This is a genomic window from uncultured Desulfobulbus sp. (genome assembly GCF_963662935.2).
Taxonomy (GTDB): domain Bacteria; phylum Desulfobacterota; class Desulfobulbia; order Desulfobulbales; family Desulfobulbaceae; genus Desulfobulbus.
Window position 1 is genome coordinate 518,626 of the sequence record NZ_CAXXTL010000002.1, and the last position, 17,210, is coordinate 535,835.

Annotated in this window: 17 protein-coding genes; 15 read left to right on the top strand and 2 right to left on the bottom strand. The window is 58.3% G+C overall.

Annotated features, from left to right (window positions below; translation table 11 throughout):
* Window positions 1–104 precede the first annotated feature (104 nt).
* The 8 genes from ilvB to ACHZCX_RS06640 all read left to right on the top strand — a co-directional run bounded on the left by ilvB (window position 105) and on the right by ACHZCX_RS06640 (window position 6,457).
* Window positions 105–1,805 (top strand): biosynthetic-type acetolactate synthase large subunit, encoded by a 1,701-nt coding sequence (gene ilvB / locus ACHZCX_RS06605; RefSeq protein ID WP_319586449.1) that lies wholly within the window; start codon window positions 105–107, stop codon window positions 1,803–1,805.
* An 82-nt stretch (window positions 1,806–1,887) separates the two neighbouring features.
* Window positions 1,888–2,370 carry an acetolactate synthase small subunit gene (gene ilvN, locus ACHZCX_RS06610; protein ID WP_319586450.1) on the top strand — a complete coding sequence of 161 codons (483 nt, stop codon included), beginning with the start codon at window positions 1,888–1,890 and terminating at the stop codon, window positions 2,368–2,370.
* A gap of 56 nt (window positions 2,371–2,426) precedes the next feature.
* Window positions 2,427–3,107 carry a phosphatidylserine decarboxylase family protein gene (locus ACHZCX_RS06615; protein ID WP_319586451.1) on the top strand — a complete coding sequence of 227 codons (681 nt, stop codon included), beginning with the start codon at window positions 2,427–2,429 and terminating at the stop codon, window positions 3,105–3,107.
* 132 nt (window positions 3,108–3,239) lie between these two features.
* Entirely contained in the window at window positions 3,240–4,007 is a 768-nt protein-coding gene (pssA, locus tag ACHZCX_RS06620; protein WP_319586452.1) for a CDP-diacylglycerol--serine O-phosphatidyltransferase, read from the top strand.
* Between the two features lie 24 nt (window positions 4,008–4,031).
* Entirely contained in the window at window positions 4,032–4,610 is a 579-nt protein-coding gene (gene rsmD, locus ACHZCX_RS06625) for a 16S rRNA (guanine(966)-N(2))-methyltransferase RsmD (RefSeq protein WP_319586453.1), read from the top strand.
* 4 nt (window positions 4,611–4,614) lie between these two features.
* The gene (gene coaD, locus ACHZCX_RS06630) at window positions 4,615–5,142 is read left to right on the top strand and encodes a pantetheine-phosphate adenylyltransferase (RefSeq protein ID WP_319586454.1); all 528 of its coding nucleotides are present in this window, start codon (window positions 4,615–4,617) and stop codon (window positions 5,140–5,142) included.
* Window positions 5,142–5,588, top strand: a complete 447-nt coding sequence (locus ACHZCX_RS06635; protein WP_319586455.1) for a ubiquinol-cytochrome c reductase iron-sulfur subunit — start codon at window positions 5,142–5,144, stop codon at window positions 5,586–5,588. Before coaD ends, ACHZCX_RS06635 begins: the two co-directional genes overlap by 1 nt.
* Complete coding sequence (locus ACHZCX_RS06640; protein WP_394708771.1) at window positions 5,588–6,457, top strand: cytochrome b N-terminal domain-containing protein; 870 nt, start codon at window positions 5,588–5,590, stop codon at window positions 6,455–6,457. The genes ACHZCX_RS06635 and ACHZCX_RS06640 overlap by 1 nt, the downstream gene beginning before the upstream one ends.
* Window positions 6,458–6,472: 15 nt before the next feature.
* On the opposite strand, the gene ACHZCX_RS06645 is transcribed toward ACHZCX_RS06640, so the two are convergent.
* Window positions 6,473–7,927 (bottom strand): glycosyltransferase, encoded by a 1,455-nt coding sequence (locus tag ACHZCX_RS06645; RefSeq protein WP_319586457.1) that lies wholly within the window; start codon window positions 7,925–7,927, stop codon window positions 6,473–6,475.
* A gap of 3 nt (window positions 7,928–7,930) precedes the next feature.
* Entirely contained in the window at window positions 7,931–8,980 is a 1,050-nt protein-coding gene (locus ACHZCX_RS06650) for a glucosyl-3-phosphoglycerate synthase (protein WP_319586458.1), read from the bottom strand.
* 372 nt (window positions 8,981–9,352) lie between these two features.
* On the opposite strand from ACHZCX_RS06650, the gene ACHZCX_RS06655 reads away from it, so the two are divergent.
* The 7 genes from ACHZCX_RS06655 (at window position 9,353) to ACHZCX_RS06685 (ending at window position 17,179) form a co-directional block, all read left to right on the top strand.
* Window positions 9,353–10,066: a response regulator transcription factor gene (locus ACHZCX_RS06655; protein ID WP_319586459.1), complete on the top strand. Its 714-nt coding sequence runs from the start codon at window positions 9,353–9,355 to the stop codon at window positions 10,064–10,066.
* Window positions 10,067–10,111: 45 nt separating this feature from the next.
* Window positions 10,112–11,782, top strand: a complete 1,671-nt coding sequence (locus tag ACHZCX_RS06660; RefSeq protein WP_319586460.1) for a FecR domain-containing protein — start codon at window positions 10,112–10,114, stop codon at window positions 11,780–11,782.
* Window positions 11,783–11,801: 19 nt separating this feature from the next.
* The gene (locus ACHZCX_RS06665) at window positions 11,802–14,066 is read left to right on the top strand and encodes a CHASE2 domain-containing protein (RefSeq protein ID WP_319586461.1); all 2,265 of its coding nucleotides are present in this window, start codon (window positions 11,802–11,804) and stop codon (window positions 14,064–14,066) included.
* A complete protein-coding gene (locus ACHZCX_RS06670) occupies window positions 14,057–16,135 on the top strand; it encodes a YdbH domain-containing protein (protein ID WP_319586462.1) in 2,079 nt (692 codons plus the stop codon). Before ACHZCX_RS06665 ends, ACHZCX_RS06670 begins: the two co-directional genes overlap by 10 nt.
* 17 nt (window positions 16,136–16,152) lie before the next feature.
* Window positions 16,153–16,341 carry a YnbE family lipoprotein gene (locus ACHZCX_RS06675; RefSeq protein WP_319586463.1) on the top strand — a complete coding sequence of 63 codons (189 nt, stop codon included), beginning with the start codon at window positions 16,153–16,155 and terminating at the stop codon, window positions 16,339–16,341.
* A 13-nt stretch (window positions 16,342–16,354) separates the two neighbouring features.
* Window positions 16,355–16,675 (top strand): YdbL family protein, encoded by a 321-nt coding sequence (locus tag ACHZCX_RS06680; protein WP_319586464.1) that lies wholly within the window; start codon window positions 16,355–16,357, stop codon window positions 16,673–16,675.
* Between the two features lie 192 nt (window positions 16,676–16,867).
* Entirely contained in the window at window positions 16,868–17,179 is a 312-nt protein-coding gene (locus ACHZCX_RS06685; RefSeq protein WP_319586465.1) for a metalloregulator ArsR/SmtB family transcription factor, read from the top strand.
* Window positions 17,180–17,210 lie beyond the last annotated feature (31 nt).

A 17,210-nucleotide genomic window follows, 5' to 3' on the forward strand; every position in this document is an offset into this window, starting at 1 on the left:
CTATATATTTTCGACTCTTTTAGGCATTCCTGCCCGATGGGGCCGGCAAGCAGCCGCATCAGCACATCCCGGACGGAACCGCACAACAAGAAAAGGAACACTTTATGAGTAAAATCACAGGGTCACAGGCGATTATCAAATGTTTACAGGAAGAGGGCGTGGAACTCCTGTTTGGGTATCCCGGCGGTGCGGTTATTGAGCTCTACGACGAATTATGCAAGAGCAGTATCCGCCACATCCTGGTGCGCCACGAGCAAGGCGCAGTACATGCAGCCGACGGCTTTGCCCGGGCCACCGGTAGAGTCGGCGTCGCCCTACTGACCTCCGGCCCCGGCGCCACCAACGGGGTCACGGGCATTGCCACCGCATATTGCGACTCGATCCCCTTGGTAGTACTAACCGGCCAGGTACCGCGTGCTCTGATCGGTAACGACGCCTTCCAGGAGGTCGACATCGTCGGCATCACCCGGCCCTGCACCAAGCATAACTATCTGGTCAACGACCCCGAGGATCTGGTGCCGGTGCTGCGCGAGGCCTTTTATCTAGCTGCCTCCGGACGCCCCGGCCCGGTTTTAGTCGACCTGCCCAAAGACATTATCGCATCACAGATCGTCTATCCGCCCAAGAAACAGGTCAAGATGCAGACCTACCAGCCCAACACTGATCCACATCCAGGGCAGGTGGAAAAGGCCTGCCGCGCCTGCCTCAAAGCCAAACGACCGGTACTCTATGTCGGCGGCGGCGTTATTCTCTCCAACAGCAATGAGGAATTGACCCAACTGGCCCGGCGGCTAAACATCCCGGTGACTATGACCCTGATGGGCCTGGGCGGCTTTCCGGGTACCGATCCCTTGTCGCTGGGGATGCTCGGCATGCACGGCAGTTACGCCGCCAACATGTCGGTGGCCAAGAGCGATCTGTTGATCGCCGTCGGCTCGCGTTTCGACGACCGGGTCACCGGCCGGCTCGATGCCTTTGCCCCGCAGGCCAAGATCATCCATATCGATATCGACCCCACCTCAATCAGCAAGAACGTCGATGTCGATATCCCCATTGTCGCCGACTGCAAACTAGCCCTCCAGGCTATGAACCTCTGGTTTGACAAGTCCAGTGAATACAATGCGCAGGAAGTGGCCGAACTGCACCAACCCTGGGTCGAACAGGTCAAGGAATGGGATGCCAAGCATCCGCTGGCCTACATGGAGGACGGCGAGATCATCAAGCCGCAGTATGTCATTGAAACTCTCCACAAGCTGACCGGCGGCAATGCCATCATCACCACCGAAGTCGGCCAGAATCAGATGTGGGCCGCCCAGTTCTATAAATTCAACCACCCGCGCCGCCTGCTGACCTCCGGCGGACTCGGCACCATGGGCTACGGACTGCCGGCGGCCATTGGTGCCCAGATGGCCTTTCCCGAGGCGACGGTTATCGATGTGGCCGGCGACGGTTCGATCCAGATGAACATCCAGGAACTGGCCACAGCCAGAGAATGCGGCGCCCCCGTCAAAATTGCCATCCTTAACAACAACTACCTCGGTATGGTGCGGCAATGGCAAGAGCTGTTTTATAACCGCCACTATGCCTCGACCGTGATGGAGGTCACCCCGGATTTTGTCGCCCTGGCCCAAGCGTACGGCGCTGTCGGTCTGCGCGCCAAGACCAAGGCCGAGGTCGAGCCGGTGATCAAAGAAGCCCTGGCCACCAAGAACCTGGTGATCATGGATTTCTCCATCTCCCGCGAGGAAGGCGTGTTCCCGATGGTGCCGGCAGGTAAGCCCACCACCGAGATGCTCCTGGTCTAAGGAGCACGGGAGAACGAACCGTTATCCGGCTCCCTTTGCCGGCCGCATTGAACAGAACCCCACGTCGAACAGGACAACGACTATGAAACATACCCTTACCGTCTTACTGCGCAACCGACCCGGCGCCCTTTCTCGCGTCACCGGACTTTTCAGTGGCCGTTGCTTCAATATCGAGAGTCTCTGCGTGGCTGAGACCTACGACCCCCAGGTTTCCTGCCTAACCGTGGTTACCAGCGGCGAGGCAGCCATTATCGAGCAGGTCACCAAACAGCTGCACAAACTGATCGATGTCATCAAGGTCAACGACGTCAGCGAGGGTGAATTCGTCGAGCGGGAAATGGCCCTGATCCGAGTCAAGGCTGAGGCGGGCACTCGTGCCGAGGTCCTGCGGATCATCGACATCTTCCGTGGCAAGGTGGTGGACGTCAGCCCTAACTCCTACGCCCTGGAAATCACCGGCTCCGAGTCAAAAATCAAGGCGGTGATCGACATACTCCGGCCGCTCGGCATCAAAGAGATTGTTCGCACCGGCAAAATCGCCATGGTCCGCGCCACTAAAAAATAACCGCCGCGCCGTCGGCCGCAGGGCCGCAGCCGACATTCTTCTTCCCCGGATTTCCCATGCAGAAAACTGAACTACCCCTGGCCCTTGAAGGATACCCTTTCATCCTCTTCAGCGGTTTTGCCACCCTGATTTTTGGCCTGCTTGGCTTTGTTCTTCCGGCCCTGCTCTGTCTGCTGCTCACCGGCTTTGTCACCTATTTCTTCCGCGATCCGGCTCGAGTCTTGCCAGAGGAGCCAGGGGCCATTGTCTGCCCGGCGGACGGTAAGATTATTGTGCTCGGCGAAGTTGATGACGACCGCTTTTTACACACCCGGGTTCAGAAGATTTCGATCTTCATGAATGTCTTCAATGTCCACGTCAACCGCATTCCCCTCACCGGGACCGTGGAACAGGTTGCCCTGTCGCCCGGAAAATTCTACGCCGCCGACAAGGACAAGGCCGTCCTCCACAATGAATTCTGCGCCCTCACCCTGGCCACGCCGGATAATCAGCGGTACACGATGGTGCAGATTGCCGGCCTGATTGCCCGCCGTATCGTCTGCCGCGCGGAAAAAGGGGACAGAGTCATGGCCGGAGAACGTTTTGGCATGATCCGTTTCGGATCCAGGGTTGATCTCTATCTTCCGCTGTCGGCACGGGTGTCGGTCAGGATGGGCGAGAAGGTCCGGGCCGGTGAAACCGTACTCGGTTATCTCGTCTCGGCCCCGGTCTCCGGGGCGGAAGAACCGGTTGCCTAACTCGCCAACGTACCGTATAATCTTCACATTATAATCTCCGGCCCACCTGTGGCGGCAACGCACCAGAAACCGGATGTTGAATCGACAACACCAAAGGCGCCTTAAAGCCGTCTGATTTTACACGAGCCGAACATGGAAAGCACATTGCCGACAAACCAGCCCCCCAACCGTTTTTATGTTGTTCCCTGCATGCTGACCATCTGCAGCCTGTTCAGCGGCTTTTATTCGATGATCTCCTCGATTAACGGTCACTTTTTCGCGGCTGCAGTGGCCATCTTGGTGGCTGCCGTTTTCGACGGCCTCGATGGCCGGGTGGCGCGGATGACCGGTTCAACCTCGACTTTCGGCATGGAACTTGATTCCTTATGCGACATGGTCGCTTTCGGCGTGGCCCCCGGACTGCTGGCTTATCTCTGGGCACTGACCCCCTACGGTCGTTACGGCTGGCTGGCCGCCTTTCTCTATGTCGCCGCCACCTCCCTCCGCCTGGCTCGCTTCAACTCCCAGACCGTTGCCAGCCCAAGTCACGACTTCACTGGTCTTCCTTGCCCTGCGGCTGCCGGTATGATTGCCACCGCTGTCATGTTCAGCTCGCATGTCTTTAAAACCACTGACACCGTCCAACATATCACCCTGCTCCTGCTGGTCTACCTCCTTTCCTATCTGATGGTTTCAACGCACCGGTACTTGAGCTTCAAACACATGGATATAGCCAAGGAAAAACGATTTCAGTTGATCGTTGGCCTGATTCTCCTCTTGATCCTTCTGGCCAGCGAACCGCCAATTACCCTCTTCGGCGCCTCCCTGCTCTACATCTTTTCAGGGCTGTTCATGGCCGCTAAAAACCGGTTGACCAGAAAGAAACCCAAACCAATCGTCCAAGAAAATCTGCCCCACTGACCTGTTTGTCTTTTTGAGATTCTCGTGCGCATCACCGGTGGCAGTGCCCGAGGCCGCAAACTTATCACCCCCCGATCCGATGAGATTCGGCCAACCTGTGACCGGGTGCGTGAGGCCCTGTTCAACATCATCGGGCCGCGAATTCATGGCACCAGGGTCCTTGATCTCTTTGCCGGCACCGGTGCCATCGGCATCGAGGCCTTGAGCCGAGGAGCATCCTTTGCTGCGTTCGTCGACCTGTCACTGGAAGCTGGTCGCCTGATCGAGGCCAACCTCCGAACCTGCATCCCCCAGCCTCGCGCTGCCTTTGTCCCGCTCAACCTGGCAACCACGCTGCATTTGCAGCCGCTTCGCGCCACAATGGAACCCGGCATCCGTTTCGACCTGGTCTTCATGGACCCTCCGTATAAAAAAAACCTGGCATATCAAGTCCTTACAATGCTTGAGCAAGCTGACATCCTGACAGCGGAGGCGCTGGTCATCGTCGAAGAGCAGCGACGCGTCATCCTCCCCGAAAAGGTTGGCCTCCTTTCCTTGATTGATCAACGCCGTTATGGAGAAACCGGATTATGGTTTTACAAACCTCTGCCGGACACGAATTGATATCATGAATGAAACCTGCATTTCATCCCCTCCCGGTAAACAGAACGGCGATTTCCGGATTGCTCTCTATCCAGGGACCTTTGACCCGATCACCAACGGCCATATCGATATTATCGAACGGGGATTACAGCTCTTTGACCGGATTATCGTCACTGTCGCCGTCAATGTGCAAAAAACGCCTCTGTTTTCGCTGGAAGAGCGCTGCACCATGATCCGCGAGTGTTTCAAAGACACCGGCAATCGGGTGGAGATTGGCTATACTGACGGCCTGATTGTCAATTATGCCTTGAAAAACAATGCCCGCACCATCATCCGAGGCCTGCGGGCCATTTCGGACTTTGACTACGAATTTCAATTGGCGCTGATGAACCGGAGGTTGGAACGGACGGTGGAGACGGTCTTTCTCATGACCGCTTTTCGATGGATCTACATTAGCTCGAGCAACATCAAGAACGCTGCCCGCTGCAAGGGAAACGTCACCGGACTAGTACCCGAGCATGTAGAGCGGGCCTTGAAGGAAAAATTCGCTTGATGAACACCACTGTTGCCGGCAAGGACAACCGGACCGGACCGGACAGCAGCCGCCGCGCCCTCCTTGTCCGCTGGATGCAAGGGGTGGTCGCAGCTGTTTTTCTCTACCCCCTGTTTCGCTTCATCGGACACCGGATTCCACCCAAGCCCCGGCTGGTTGAAGTTCCGGCCCCCCTCCCCCTGAGCGGCGTTCACACCGGCCATGATTTTCTCCTTTTTTCCACACAGGAAGGGCCGACAGCTGTTTCTCGAATCTGCACCCACCTCGGTTGCCGGGTCAACTACCAGCAGGACAAGCAGTACATCGAGTGCCCCTGCCACCAAAGCCGCTTCACCCCGGATGGCACACGGATCGCCGGACCGGCCGAAAAAAATTTGCCCCAATACGAGGTCACCTTCAAAGAAAACGGAGAGGGCCAGGTGATCGCCTATGTGGTCCATCTCTGATGTTTGGCTTGCTTGACAGGAAAACCTGGTCACCCCCGCTGCAATGGCTGCACGAGTATCGATGGGGCGGCGGTTCGCTGATTAGCCTCTTCCTCTCGATCCTTTCGGGGATTGTCGTTGCCCTGCAGTACGATGTCAACACACCCTTCTATTCGACCACGACCATTGAACTGGTCGTGCCCTACGGCTCCTTCTGGCGAGCCCTGCACTATTATTCCAGTCAGGCTTTTTTTCTGCTCCTGCTGGCGCATCTTGCCGTGGTGCTGTGGAAGAACGAGGAGGCGTTCAAGCGAGGGGCCTGGATTCGCCTCTGCACTACCCTCCCCTGCGGCTTACTGCTCCTGTTCACTGGTTATGTGCTGCGAGGAGATGCCACCGGCGAAGCAGCCGGGGCCATAGCCGAGCATATTTGCCTCTCCGTGCCCTTGATTGGCCCGCAGCTCAACGACCTCCTCTTTGATCTGGCCGACAGCGGCCTGCGCAAGGTCTACGCTCACCACGTCATTGGCTTGGTGGTTCTCGGAGGCATGGCCGCCTGGCCGCATCTCCGCCGCTACACCGCTCGCTGGCGCAACCATCTGGTGCTGGTATTCGTCACCGTGCTGGTGTCCATCGCCGTGGCCGCGCCGATGGAGCCAAGCCGCTTCGGCCTCCTGTTTATCGCCGGCCCCTGGTTTTTCCTTGGGTTGCAGGAACTCCTCAGATACTGGCCGCCCTTTGTTGCCGGTGTTTTGACTCCACTGCTGCCGCTGGCCCTGCTCTTCTGGCTGCCGAAGAGCTCCCTATTCCGTTCCCGTGTGCTGCTGGGCATCAGTCTCTGGCTACTGGCCTACGCCATCCTTACCTACCTCTGCATCCTGCGGATCTGAAGTCGCCCCTCCGATTTACTCGACCCGCAGCAGGCACAGCCGTTCCGGGGCCAAAAAACGATCCAACAGCACCTCACCGTCAAGGTTGCCGGGCACGGTGATTGCTGAGTTCGCCACCTGCTGATAGACCGCCTCCACCGCCTCCCCATAGCGCTCAAGAGTATAACGGGAACGGAGAATGCGCCGGTTTTCGACCAGGGGTGCATGGAGATTGACTGCATCCGGCAGAGTATCGGGACGAAGAAGCGCGGCCTGCCCGCCTGAGCTGACCAGACGGCGGAGAACCGCCTCCTGCAGAGTTTCATCCAACCTGCCGAAGTCCACCCGATCCTCACAGATCCAGGCTGTCAGCAGCCGCTCCAGATCATCCTTTCCAGGTTTGCGGCCATAAGCGGCCAGATTACGCAGCAATCCCTCTCGGGCCGCTGCCTCAACCCGATCCCGACCCAGCCACTCCAGGGGCACGTCAAGCCGGTCGTACGACCATGGCAGTTGGATGCCTTCATCACCCGAACTCGACATAATCTCGGGGAGATTGCGACCGCAGACCGGAGTGCCGAACAGCCAGGGCTCGAGAAAAGCCATGCCGAAACCTTCGGCCACGCTGGTGGTCACCGCGACATCCGCCCGCTGGAGCAGCTCAATAAAACTGTATCCGCCCGGCCCCACCAATTCAAACTGCACCGGCAGCCCCAAATCTGTGGCAACCTGCCGCCAGCGTCGATACCGGGGCTGTTCAAGTGGATTTTCCGGCCCCGAAGTGGTGGCAAACCGCGTTCCCTGAGGGGCCATGGCCGCCCAAAGGAGAAACTCACCCAGGTTTTTCCTGCGGATGGCCCGGGTCGGGTACAACCAGAGAGGGGCCGCATTTGCGGTCGGGGAAATCTCGACAGGGAGCGGGCCAAGATCCACCGGATTAAGGAGAAAGTGGAGGTGACCAGCGTCCAGTCCCGCTGCCTCTAAAGAGTCAAAATCGCGGCTATTCAACACAGCATAGTGAAGATGACCCGCCCGTGGATAAAGGAGCCGGGAGAGAACCTCCCTCTGCCCTTCCGCCATTGTCGCCAGCATGGCTCGATAATTGGCCGGGCGGCCATCTTCGGCAAAGTCGTGAATCTGAAAGAGGATTCGCTCACCCTGATCAGCCAGCAGCCGCAGAGTAATGGGCAGGACCAGGCTCTTGCCCAGGCTGTGGTTGTGCACATGCCAGAGATCGGGCGGCCCACCGAGGGCTGCGGTGGCTTCCGTCCGCATCTGAACTGCCAAATCAGAAGGGGAGATGGCCGGCCGGTCCGCCTCGTACTGCAGACCGGGAATGACCTGAAAATCCCCGTCCCCTTGCAAGGATGGCGGCTTGCCCGTGAGTACCACGGTCTTGACCCCCCGTTGATTCAGCGCCCGTTGCAGGTGGCAGATGATCCGGGTAACCCCGCCGCTTTGCAGATGGTAATGGACAAGGGCAACCCGCATCGCTTAGGACTCCACAACTGCGGCCGGGCGATCAATAGCGATGTCCGCCACTTTTGACCGACGGTCATGACTGAGCGGCGAACACACCCGCAGCCGTTGGTAGGCCTCGACCTCCCCCATCGGCGGCCGTTCCGGTTCGGCAATGCAGTGGGTCTCCTGGCGATAGGTGCCGTTGTACTGGCCGAACTGACGCAGAAGGCCGTCCCCCTCTGTAGAGCCGCGCCGGTGACCGTGCGCTCGCAACCGTCTCTCCAGAACCTGGAGAATAGCAAAGGCCATCCGGCCCAGCTCGGAATTGCTCCGGCGGCGATGACATCGCTGGCCCATATCAGTCTGGGCAAAGATCCCCAGGCCGTGCAGGGCATGCAGATCAACCAAATGGGCTGTTTCGACCCCGTAACCCACTGGAAAGGACAAGTGTTCCAAGACGCTCCGACGTGCCGCGTACTCGCCTGCCAACGGCTGGATAAAGGATGTCAATTCGGGAAAGTAGAGAGAAAACAGTGGTCGAATAAGAATCTCCGTCACCCGGCCGCCGCCGAGAAGACACTCTTCCCCATGCCGGCAGTGAGGACGCTCATAAAAGGATTTGACATAACCAACCTCCGGATGCCGCAGGAGGGGCCCAACAAGGCCGGTCACAAAACGGGGGTGGATATTGGTGATGTCCGCGTCAATAAAAATGAGGATGTCTCCCTTGAGCTGGTAGAGCGCCTTCCACAGATTCTCTCCTTTGCCCCGATGGGGTACGATATCGGGCAGGATGTCGGCAGCCCGGTACACCGAAGCCCCGGCGGCAGCCGCCAGCTCTAGAGTTCGGTCAGTGGAGCCGGAATCGATGACGGCAATCTCATCCAACAAGGGAACCTGATCGCGCAGAGCCGCATGCAACCGGGAGACCACCGCACCAATAGTCGCGGCCTCGTCGAGAGTAGGAATGCAAAGGGAGAGTGACAGGCCCAGCTTCTCTTTTTGCCGCATCAACTCTCCGACCTCGGAAAATTGGCCATGATGAAAGGTCCGGGTTGCCAACCACCGATCAACAGTGTCCATAACGTTCCTCTCCGGCACCCTCCGCTTCCCGGCCCAATAGGGGGCTACAAAAAAACGGAATATCGGCTCGATAAAGTGACATCGCCCATTCACTGGTATGGACCAACCGGTTGATTCCATGACACGAATACAAAAAACCAATTATTTCGATTATATGCGCAGGGACACCGCAAAGTCAAGCACTGGCTCACCTCTCTCGATTGGGGAGTAGGTTCCGACCAGGAACAAAGGTGCCTAACCAGAGAACTCCAGCGTCGCCGTCCAGCAACAGTTCAATATTTCATCATTTTTATCCATGAAACCCTTGCCGGATGGTGGCCTACCTTTTATGGTACTCGCCTAATAAGAATCGAATTTCCACACAGGTGTCTCATGTTGCATCAACTTGCCTGCACCCTGCTCCTCTTTGAAGACGATCCGTCCATCCGTGCCATGCTCGTCGCCTTTTTCAGTTCCTTGGGGGCCAAGGTGGTCGCGATGGAGGACGGCAGGGATGCCATGGCCCGCATCGAGGCGGCGCAGGCTGACTTGGTGCTGCTTGATGTGATCATGCCCTATCGGGATGGCCTGTCCATCCTGCAGGAACTGCGGTTGACCAATTCCGAACTGCCGGTGATCATGCTCACCGAAAAAAGCGGCGAGGACGACAAGGTCACAGGTCTGGAATATGGGGCCGACGACTACATGACCAAGCCTTTCAGCCCCAAAGAACTGCTCGCCCGGATACGGGCCCAGTTGCGCCGGAGCCGCAACCCTCGGACAGCGGGCCATCCCCCTCTGATCCTTGGCCCGCTCCGCATCGACCCCGCCACCAGGGAGGCAAGCTTGCCCGATGGGTCCTTTCTGCCCCTGACCAAAACCGAATTCGATCTACTATTCTATCTGGCCGCCCGCCCCGGCATCGTTGTTGCCCATGGCGAGCTGCTCAAAGAGGTCCTGGGGTACAATCCCGAGGCGGAGACCAAATCACTGGTCATGCACATCGCCAACATCCGCCGCAAGCTCGAAAGTGCCTGCCCCCTGGCTCTGACGATCAAGGCAGTGGCCGGTGTCGGTTACAAACTCGTCCCGGGAAAAGCCGCTTAAAAAAAAACACCAGCGTATTCCTCGCTCCTTCATCCGAGGTCCTTTATGTCTAGCCACCGATCTTATCCCCGGCTCTTCCACCTTTTGTTTCTGCTTATCCTGGTCACTCTCGTCCTCCCCTGCCCGGCAGCGGAACTGGAAAAAGAGGACACCATGATCCCCCTCCACGTAGCGGCCGGAACCAACCTGATCCATCTGGCCAGGGATTACTGTCGCGACCGGAACGACTGGCAAGAGATCGCCCGCATCAACCGGCTCACCGAACCCTATCTGATCATCCACGACACCTCGCTCCAGGTGCCGCTCTCTTTGCTGATCGTCGAGAAGCTGAGTGCCACAGTCGCCTCGGTTCACGGCCCGGTTGATCTGCTGACCAGCAAAGATCAAACCATCCCCCTCAACAAAGGTGATGTTCTGCTGCCGGGACAGACGGTCCGCACCGGCCCGGACGGGTACACCCATCTCATCTTGCCGGACAATACCTACACCCGGATCGAACCTGATTCGCAGATTACCCTCACCTACCTCTTTCGCCTCAAGGACGGGAACGTCAAAGCCGATTTCTTCCTCGGTCAAGGGACGGTTATCCATTGGGTGCGGGAAAAACTGCGGGCCAACGAGAGCTTCCAGACCCACACGCCGATTGCGGTCACCGGCATCCGCGGCACCGAATTTCGCTTGAAGATGACCGAGAAGACGGCTAACACCGTCGAGACCCTGCGCGGCCGGGTCGAGGTCAGCGGTTCGGGCCGTGCAACCACTTTGGGGACCGGTCAGGGACTGCGGGTCAGGGAAGGACAACCGCCGGAACAGCCCCGCTCCCTGCCCGACCCTCCGGCCAAACCGAAACTTGAGCCGATCTACCGCAGCCTGCCGGTGATAATCGCGGCGCCCTCCCACGCCAAGGCCAAAGTTATCCGCTTGCGGATCACCGCGGACGAGCAGGCCCAGATCACTCTCTTTGATCAAAGCGTTGCTCCGAGCGGACAATTCACTGTCAGTCCCCTGGTTGACGGCGCCTATTTTGCTTCCCTGACTGCCTTTGACAACGACCATTTCGAGAGCACGGTGACCGGACAGCTCCCCTTCACCGTCCGCACCATCCCGGCCACCCCCATGGTTTCTTCCCCTAAGACCGGCTCCACCCTCTGGGGCAAGCAGGGCACCATAGAATGGCTCGCTTCCAACCAGGTCGATCACTACGATCTCCAATTGGCGGCCGATCCGGAATTCAAACATCTCCTTGACCAGCAGCAGATCAAGACAACCACCTACACGAGCCCGGAACTCCAGCCAGGAACTTACCACTTCCGGGTAAAAGCGGTGGCCCCGGATGGGTTCAACACCCTCTACTCAGTCCCGGTGGCCTGGAAACTGGCGGAACCACCGAAGATGGGCGGCATGGAGGGAACGGCCAATGTCCGCCCGACCCTGCAATGGCCGGTGATGGCCGAGGGATGGACCTATGACCTCCAGGTGGCGTACGATGAGGAGTTCACAACTCTGGCTGTTGATCAGAAGAATTTGTCGACCACCTCCTTTACCCTCGAGGAACAGCTCGCCGCTAGCACCTATCACGTCCGCATCCGGGGTGTGGAGAACGGCCAGCCAGCCAGCCCCTGGACTCCGCCGCAGACGATGACGATCAAGCCCAAGCCGGCCGGCTGGGAAGAACTGCTCATCGGCGTGTTCTGTCTCGGCATCATCCTGCTCTAAAGCCGGACGTGCGGAAAACGTGATTAAGCGGTTACCGGCCCCCTTTGTTGGCCTGCTGCTCATCGGCCTGCTCCACCTCGGCGGCCTGCTGGCGGGGTTCGGCAACGACGGCCTTGACCTGTTGTTCCGGTTGCGCGGCCCCCGTCCACCGGATCAGCGGCTCGTCCTCATAGGGGTCGACGAGCCAAGCCTGCAGCAGCTGGGGGCCTGGCCCTTTCCCCGCCGCCTCCATGCCGAACTGCTTGGTCATCTCCGCCAGGCCAGGGCTGTTGGGTTTGATGTCCTCTTCCCCGAACCCACCGACGACGACGCTCTGTTCAGCCGCGCCCTGGAATCGGGGCCGCCGGTGATCCTGGCCATTACCCATGAACGGGATGGCCGACTCCTGCGCCCTGCTGGATCAATCGCCGGTTACAAGGGAACAGGCCACATTGAAACCATCCTGGCCGGCGACGGTATCGTCCGCCGGGTTGACCTGAACGCCGATCCAGCTCAATCCGCCTTTTCCCTTTCCCTCCTCAGGGCCGCGGCGATCAGCCTTCCAGACCTTGCCGCTCCCTCCCGGCTGTTCATCAACTATTACGGCCCGGAAGAGACCTTTCTCTTTCTCTCCTATGCCGAGGTCCTGGCAGGCCGCTACCCGCCGGACTTCTTCAGGGATCGGCTGGTGCTGATCGGTGCCCAGGCCGTCGGCCTTGGCGACTCCCACATCACCTCGTTTACCCGGGAACAGGCCACACCAGGGGTTGAAATCCAGGCCACCATCATCAACAACCTGCTCGACCACTCCTTCATTCATCCCCTGCCGTTGCTGCCCTGGCTGCTCATCGGCTTGACCTGCCTGGTGGCGGGCACCGCTTGGCCCACCTGTGGCGAACGGGTCAATCTGCTGATCAATACCACCTTGCTCCTCGCAGTCTTTGCCGGGGCCTGGCTGCTTTTCCAACAGAATCTTTTTTATGATTTTCCGCAGGTACTCCTTTTTTTCTTTTTCGCCTACCTGATCCATCTCGTCCAGCAACTGCTTCGCGCCGCCAACCGCATCCTGGTTGAGGCCCGACGGCTCGACCAGGAACTGGACGCCGGCCTGCACCTGGTGGCCGGCGCGATCCCGGAACAGTACCTACGCGCTGCAACCAACGCAAATCCGCTCACCTCCTCGGCCCTCCAACGCCACCTTGACCGTTTGCAGGCTGCCGCCAACGCCCTCAGCCTGCAGCACCACTTTCTTGAAAATCTACTCAAGGAGGAACTGCCGCCCCTGATCCTCTGGGAAGACACCAGCGGCAGGGCTGTCTTTGCCAACAGTGCCTTTGCCCGATTCTGGCAAGAATTCGCCCCGATGGATCTTGGATTGCCCACCTGTCAGCACTTCCTTGACGCCATTACCGGATCAGCGGCCACAACCACCCCCGATGATGACAATCACGTTGCAGCCGGAGAACCGGTCAACATTGAACTCCTGGGGACCAACGGCCGACGCTTCTATCAGGCCGAACTCCACCCCCTGCTGGTTCCCGACACCGGCTTTCGCGGCGTGCTCGCCGTGCTCCAGGATATCACCGGAATCAAGGAGCTGGAACAGGTCAAGGACGAGGTGTTGGCTATTGTCTCCCACCAACTGAAGCTGCCGTTGACCACCATCCTCGGATACGGTGAGATTTTGACCGATGCGCTCAGCGGCGAGCACCAGCTATACGCCCAAGAGATCTACGGCCAGTCGCGACGCTTGAACCGGATGATCGAAGATTTCCTCGATATTGCCCGGCTGGAAAGCGGTCGCAAACAGATTCGCCGTTTTCCCTTTCCTCTCGGTAGGATGATTGAGGACGCAATCACCACAGTCCAGCCTGCCGCCCAAAAAAAATCCATCGATATTATTGCCCATCAACCCAGCCGGACCACGCCCCTGCTTGGTGACGAGTCCCTGCTCCTGCAGGCAATGATCAATCTGCTCGACAATGCGGTCAAGTTCAGTCCGGAACGAACAACCGTTACCGTGGAGATGGAAGAACAGCCCCAGCAATTCGTCCTGCGCGTCATCGATCAGGGGCCTGGCATTGCCAGGGAGGAACGGCAGCGGATTTTCGACAAATTCCAACGGGGAAACCACCCCGCCAAGGCGGACGGATTCGGCCTCGGCCTGCACCTGGTCAAACAGATTGTCGACCGCCACCACGGCAGCATTGCCGTTCTGGATGGAGACGAAGGGGCGGTCTTTCAAATCATCCTGCCCAAGCTGGACCAGACTGTCGGCGATGCCGGAGCTTTCCCATGCGCATAATCCGTTTCGCCTTCCCGCTGCTCCTGCTGCTCGCCGTGCTGACGTTTTCCCTTTCCTGGACGGATCGGCTTGCCCCTGCCCTGTTGGGATGGGTTGGAATACACCAGTTCGAGATTGACCTAGCCGGGTGGGACGCAAGCGAGGTCCGGATCGGGTCCTTGCACCTCACCCTCGACCATTCCTCCGGCCCGATTGCCTTCAAGGTGACGGATGCGGTCTGCCGCTATCGAATCCTTGGTTTGCTGCAGGGCAAACTGGAGGCAGTTGCAGCCGCCTCCGTCGACATCGACCTACCCCTAGCAATAGCCGCGCCAGGAGATTCACCCGGCTTGGTCCTACTGGATTTGGCTAACCTCCTCGAACAACTCCAGCTGCGCAATCTGCCGGTGCAGCAGGTGCATCTCTCGCGACTGCTGGTCCATCGCGGATCAACAACCGACAACAAGCAGGTGGCGTTTTCCGTCGATCTGACCACGACCGAAAACGATCGCCGGTTAAGGATTGATTCGACGGCACCAAACCGCCCCAATCCCCTCACTATCCACCTGCAAAGTACGGACGAACATTATTCCGGCTCGCTCCACTATGATCTCGCCGGTCTGTCGGAACTCTTGCCGCAAGGGAAGAACTCACCTGCACCGCTTCAGGGGATCGTCAAAGCGGAAATAAAGGCCGACCTGCGTTCCGCGGCCAAGATGCCGCTGCATTTTGCGTGCACGGTTTCCGCGCTGCGGCATCCCCTGTTCTCTGCCGAAGAGGTCCGCCTGCAGCTGGACAGTAGCCAACCGCTTTCCACCACCGCCCTGGTCCTTGCACCCACCTCCCGGTTGAGCCTGCGCAATGGTCAAAACCAGGGTGTCGGTGTGGCAACTCTCGTGGCCGATCTCAGTGGGCAGATTGTGTTTGACAATAATTCTTTCCAGATACAGCTCAAACCCGCCAGTCCTTGGACGATCGAAGGCGTTACCTTCGGCGCTGTTCGCCTCGCCCCTGTGTTTTTTAAAAACCTCTCTCTGCACCTCCAGGCCGATCGCGGCCAGCTGCAGGGCGACTGCACCTTCGCAACGCCCCTGGGCAGAGGGACAATCAAAACCGATTTCAACCACCGGTTGACAAGCGACGCCAAGGGAAACTTTTCGATCCAAACTGATGGGCCGATACAGATGGGCGAAAACAGCAATCTGCGCGAACTTCTCGCTACCCCCGATATTGCCCTTGCCCTGCACAAGGGGGCGCTTACCTTCTCTGCGCAAGGCCATTGGCAACGAACATCCCCGCCTGAGCTGCAGACAGCCATCGAACTCATTGACGGTCAGGGAACACTCTTCGAGGCTCCCTTCTCCGGCCTGACCCTTCGACAGCAGCTCCGCATCCTTCCCCTCATGGAGTCGATCAGACCTGGACTGGTGCAATTGACAGAGATGCAGGGTCCGGTTCCCACGAAAAATTTTGTGATGAAAATGCACCTGCGTCCTTCTCCGCCCGGCAAAGGTCCCAACCTGTTCATCGAGGAGGCGGGTGCCCAGCTCTTTCACGGCTCGATCGGGCTGGAGAACTGTGCGTATGAGCCCAACAAACCGCACGAGGCCTGTCAGCTGCACCTCGACAATCTTGATTTACAGCCGCTGATGGCCCTGCAAAAAATCGACGGCCTCACGGTCAGCGGCCGAGTCCAAGGGCAGCTCCCCCTGCAGTTTTCGCCCCAGGGGATGACTATTCACCAGGGAAAACTGGAAAACGACGCTGAAGGCGGCATCATCCGTTATCAACCCGCCGGCAGCACCGTGCTCGATTCCCCCCTCACTGCGTACGCCCTCAAGGCCCTGGAGGAACTCCACTATCACCGGCTGGCAGCCCTGGTCGACTATCTGCCCGACGGCACCCTCACTCTTGGCTTGCAATTACAAGGGAAGAATCCGAAGCTGGAAGCGGGACGCCCGGTACATCTCAACATCACCACCGAGCAGAATCTGCTTTCACTGCTCAAGAGTCTTCAGTATAGTTATGGGCTTACTTCAGAGCTGGACCGTACAATTCGGCAACAGCCCTCACGCCAACCCGCCAACTGACCTCATAAGGAGATTGCATGTTCAAACGATTGGCAATACTTGCGGCAGCGGGAGTGTGTCTTTCTGCCTGTTCCCCGACGGTGCAGATCGCCCCACCCGACAAACCAATCACCATCAACCTGAATGTCAAGATTGAACATGAGATCCGGGTCAAGGTGGAAAAGGATTTGGAAAATGTGATCAGTGCGAAGAGTGGACTCTTTTAATGGGAGAAACATCATGAAACGATATTTTTTATTGATAATCAGCCTATTGTTCTGCTGCCAAACTGTTTATGCCCTCGATCTGCAGACGGCCAAAACGCAGGGCCTGGTGGGAGAGACGCCCACCGGCTATTTGGCCCCGGTCCAGGGTGGCAACAACGAGGTTGGCCAACTGGTGCAATCGATAAATTCCCAACGCCGGGAGGAGTACCAGAAGATCGCCCAGCGCAACAATACGCCGCTGCAGGCCGTCGAACAACTCGCCGGCAAACAGGCCATGGAAAAAACCCCAGGTGGCCAGTTCATCCTGCTGGACGGTGCTTGGAAGAAAAAATAGGCTCTGCGAGGGGGCAAAGAATGGATTAATGCCATGCCCCCTCTCCCCACCACATCACCCGCCCTTCTCTTGCCGATATTCCGACGAGTAAGAAAGGACCGCAGCGCCGCCTCATCTCCCTGTATTTGCATCCATTGTTTTGCTGCGATAAAAATCTTGACAGCACAAAACGATATGTTTAAGATTATCGATATGAAAAACGATTATACCCGCACCCTGCCCGATACCTGGAAGCCCATGTCCCGCGTCTTCACCGCCCTCGGCGACGAACACCGCCAGCGGATGTTGTTGCTGTTTGAAAAAGGGGAACGGCTGAATGTCGGTCAGATTGCCGAGGTTTCCACTCTCTCCCGCTCCACCGTCTCGCACCATCTCAAAATCCTGCGGGAAGCGGAAATCCTGTGTTCGGAGAAGATCGGCAAGGAAGTCTGGTACTGGATCAACTGTCCGTACCTGGAAGAGGTCATGGGCAATGTCGTGGAGTATGTCCGCGCCATCCGCTAATCCTTTCATTACATAACGAAAATCTTAAACA

Excerpts from the sequence above, each read along its gene's own strand:
- ilvB (WP_319586449.1), top strand. The coding sequence starts at position 105 with ATGAGTAAAATCACAGGGTCACAGGCGATTATCAAATGTTTACAGGAA.
- ilvN (WP_319586450.1), top strand. The coding sequence starts at position 1,888 with ATGAAACATACCCTTACCGTCTTACTGCGCAACCGACCCGGCGCCCTT.
- ACHZCX_RS06615 (WP_319586451.1), top strand. The coding sequence starts at position 2,427 with ATGCAGAAAACTGAACTACCCCTGGCCCTTGAAGGATACCCTTTCATC.
- pssA (WP_319586452.1), top strand. The coding sequence starts at position 3,240 with ATGGAAAGCACATTGCCGACAAACCAGCCCCCCAACCGTTTTTATGTT.
- coaD (WP_319586454.1), top strand. The coding sequence starts at position 4,615 with ATGAATGAAACCTGCATTTCATCCCCTCCCGGTAAACAGAACGGCGAT.
- ACHZCX_RS06635 (WP_319586455.1), top strand. The coding sequence starts at position 5,142 with ATGAACACCACTGTTGCCGGCAAGGACAACCGGACCGGACCGGACAGC.
- ACHZCX_RS06640 (WP_394708771.1), top strand. The coding sequence starts at position 5,588 with ATGTTTGGCTTGCTTGACAGGAAAACCTGGTCACCCCCGCTGCAATGG.
- ACHZCX_RS06645 (WP_319586457.1), bottom strand. The coding sequence starts at position 7,927 with ATGCGGGTTGCCCTTGTCCATTACCATCTGCAAAGCGGCGGGGTTACC.
- ACHZCX_RS06650 (WP_319586458.1), bottom strand. The coding sequence starts at position 8,980 with ATGGACACTGTTGATCGGTGGTTGGCAACCCGGACCTTTCATCATGGC.
- ACHZCX_RS06655 (WP_319586459.1), top strand. The coding sequence starts at position 9,353 with ATGTTGCATCAACTTGCCTGCACCCTGCTCCTCTTTGAAGACGATCCG.
- ACHZCX_RS06660 (WP_319586460.1), top strand. The coding sequence starts at position 10,112 with ATGTCTAGCCACCGATCTTATCCCCGGCTCTTCCACCTTTTGTTTCTG.
- ACHZCX_RS06670 (WP_319586462.1), top strand. The coding sequence starts at position 14,057 with ATGCGCATAATCCGTTTCGCCTTCCCGCTGCTCCTGCTGCTCGCCGTG.
- ACHZCX_RS06675 (WP_319586463.1), top strand. The coding sequence starts at position 16,153 with ATGTTCAAACGATTGGCAATACTTGCGGCAGCGGGAGTGTGTCTTTCT.
- ACHZCX_RS06680 (WP_319586464.1), top strand. The coding sequence starts at position 16,355 with ATGAAACGATATTTTTTATTGATAATCAGCCTATTGTTCTGCTGCCAA.
- ACHZCX_RS06685 (WP_319586465.1), top strand. The coding sequence starts at position 16,868 with ATGAAAAACGATTATACCCGCACCCTGCCCGATACCTGGAAGCCCATG.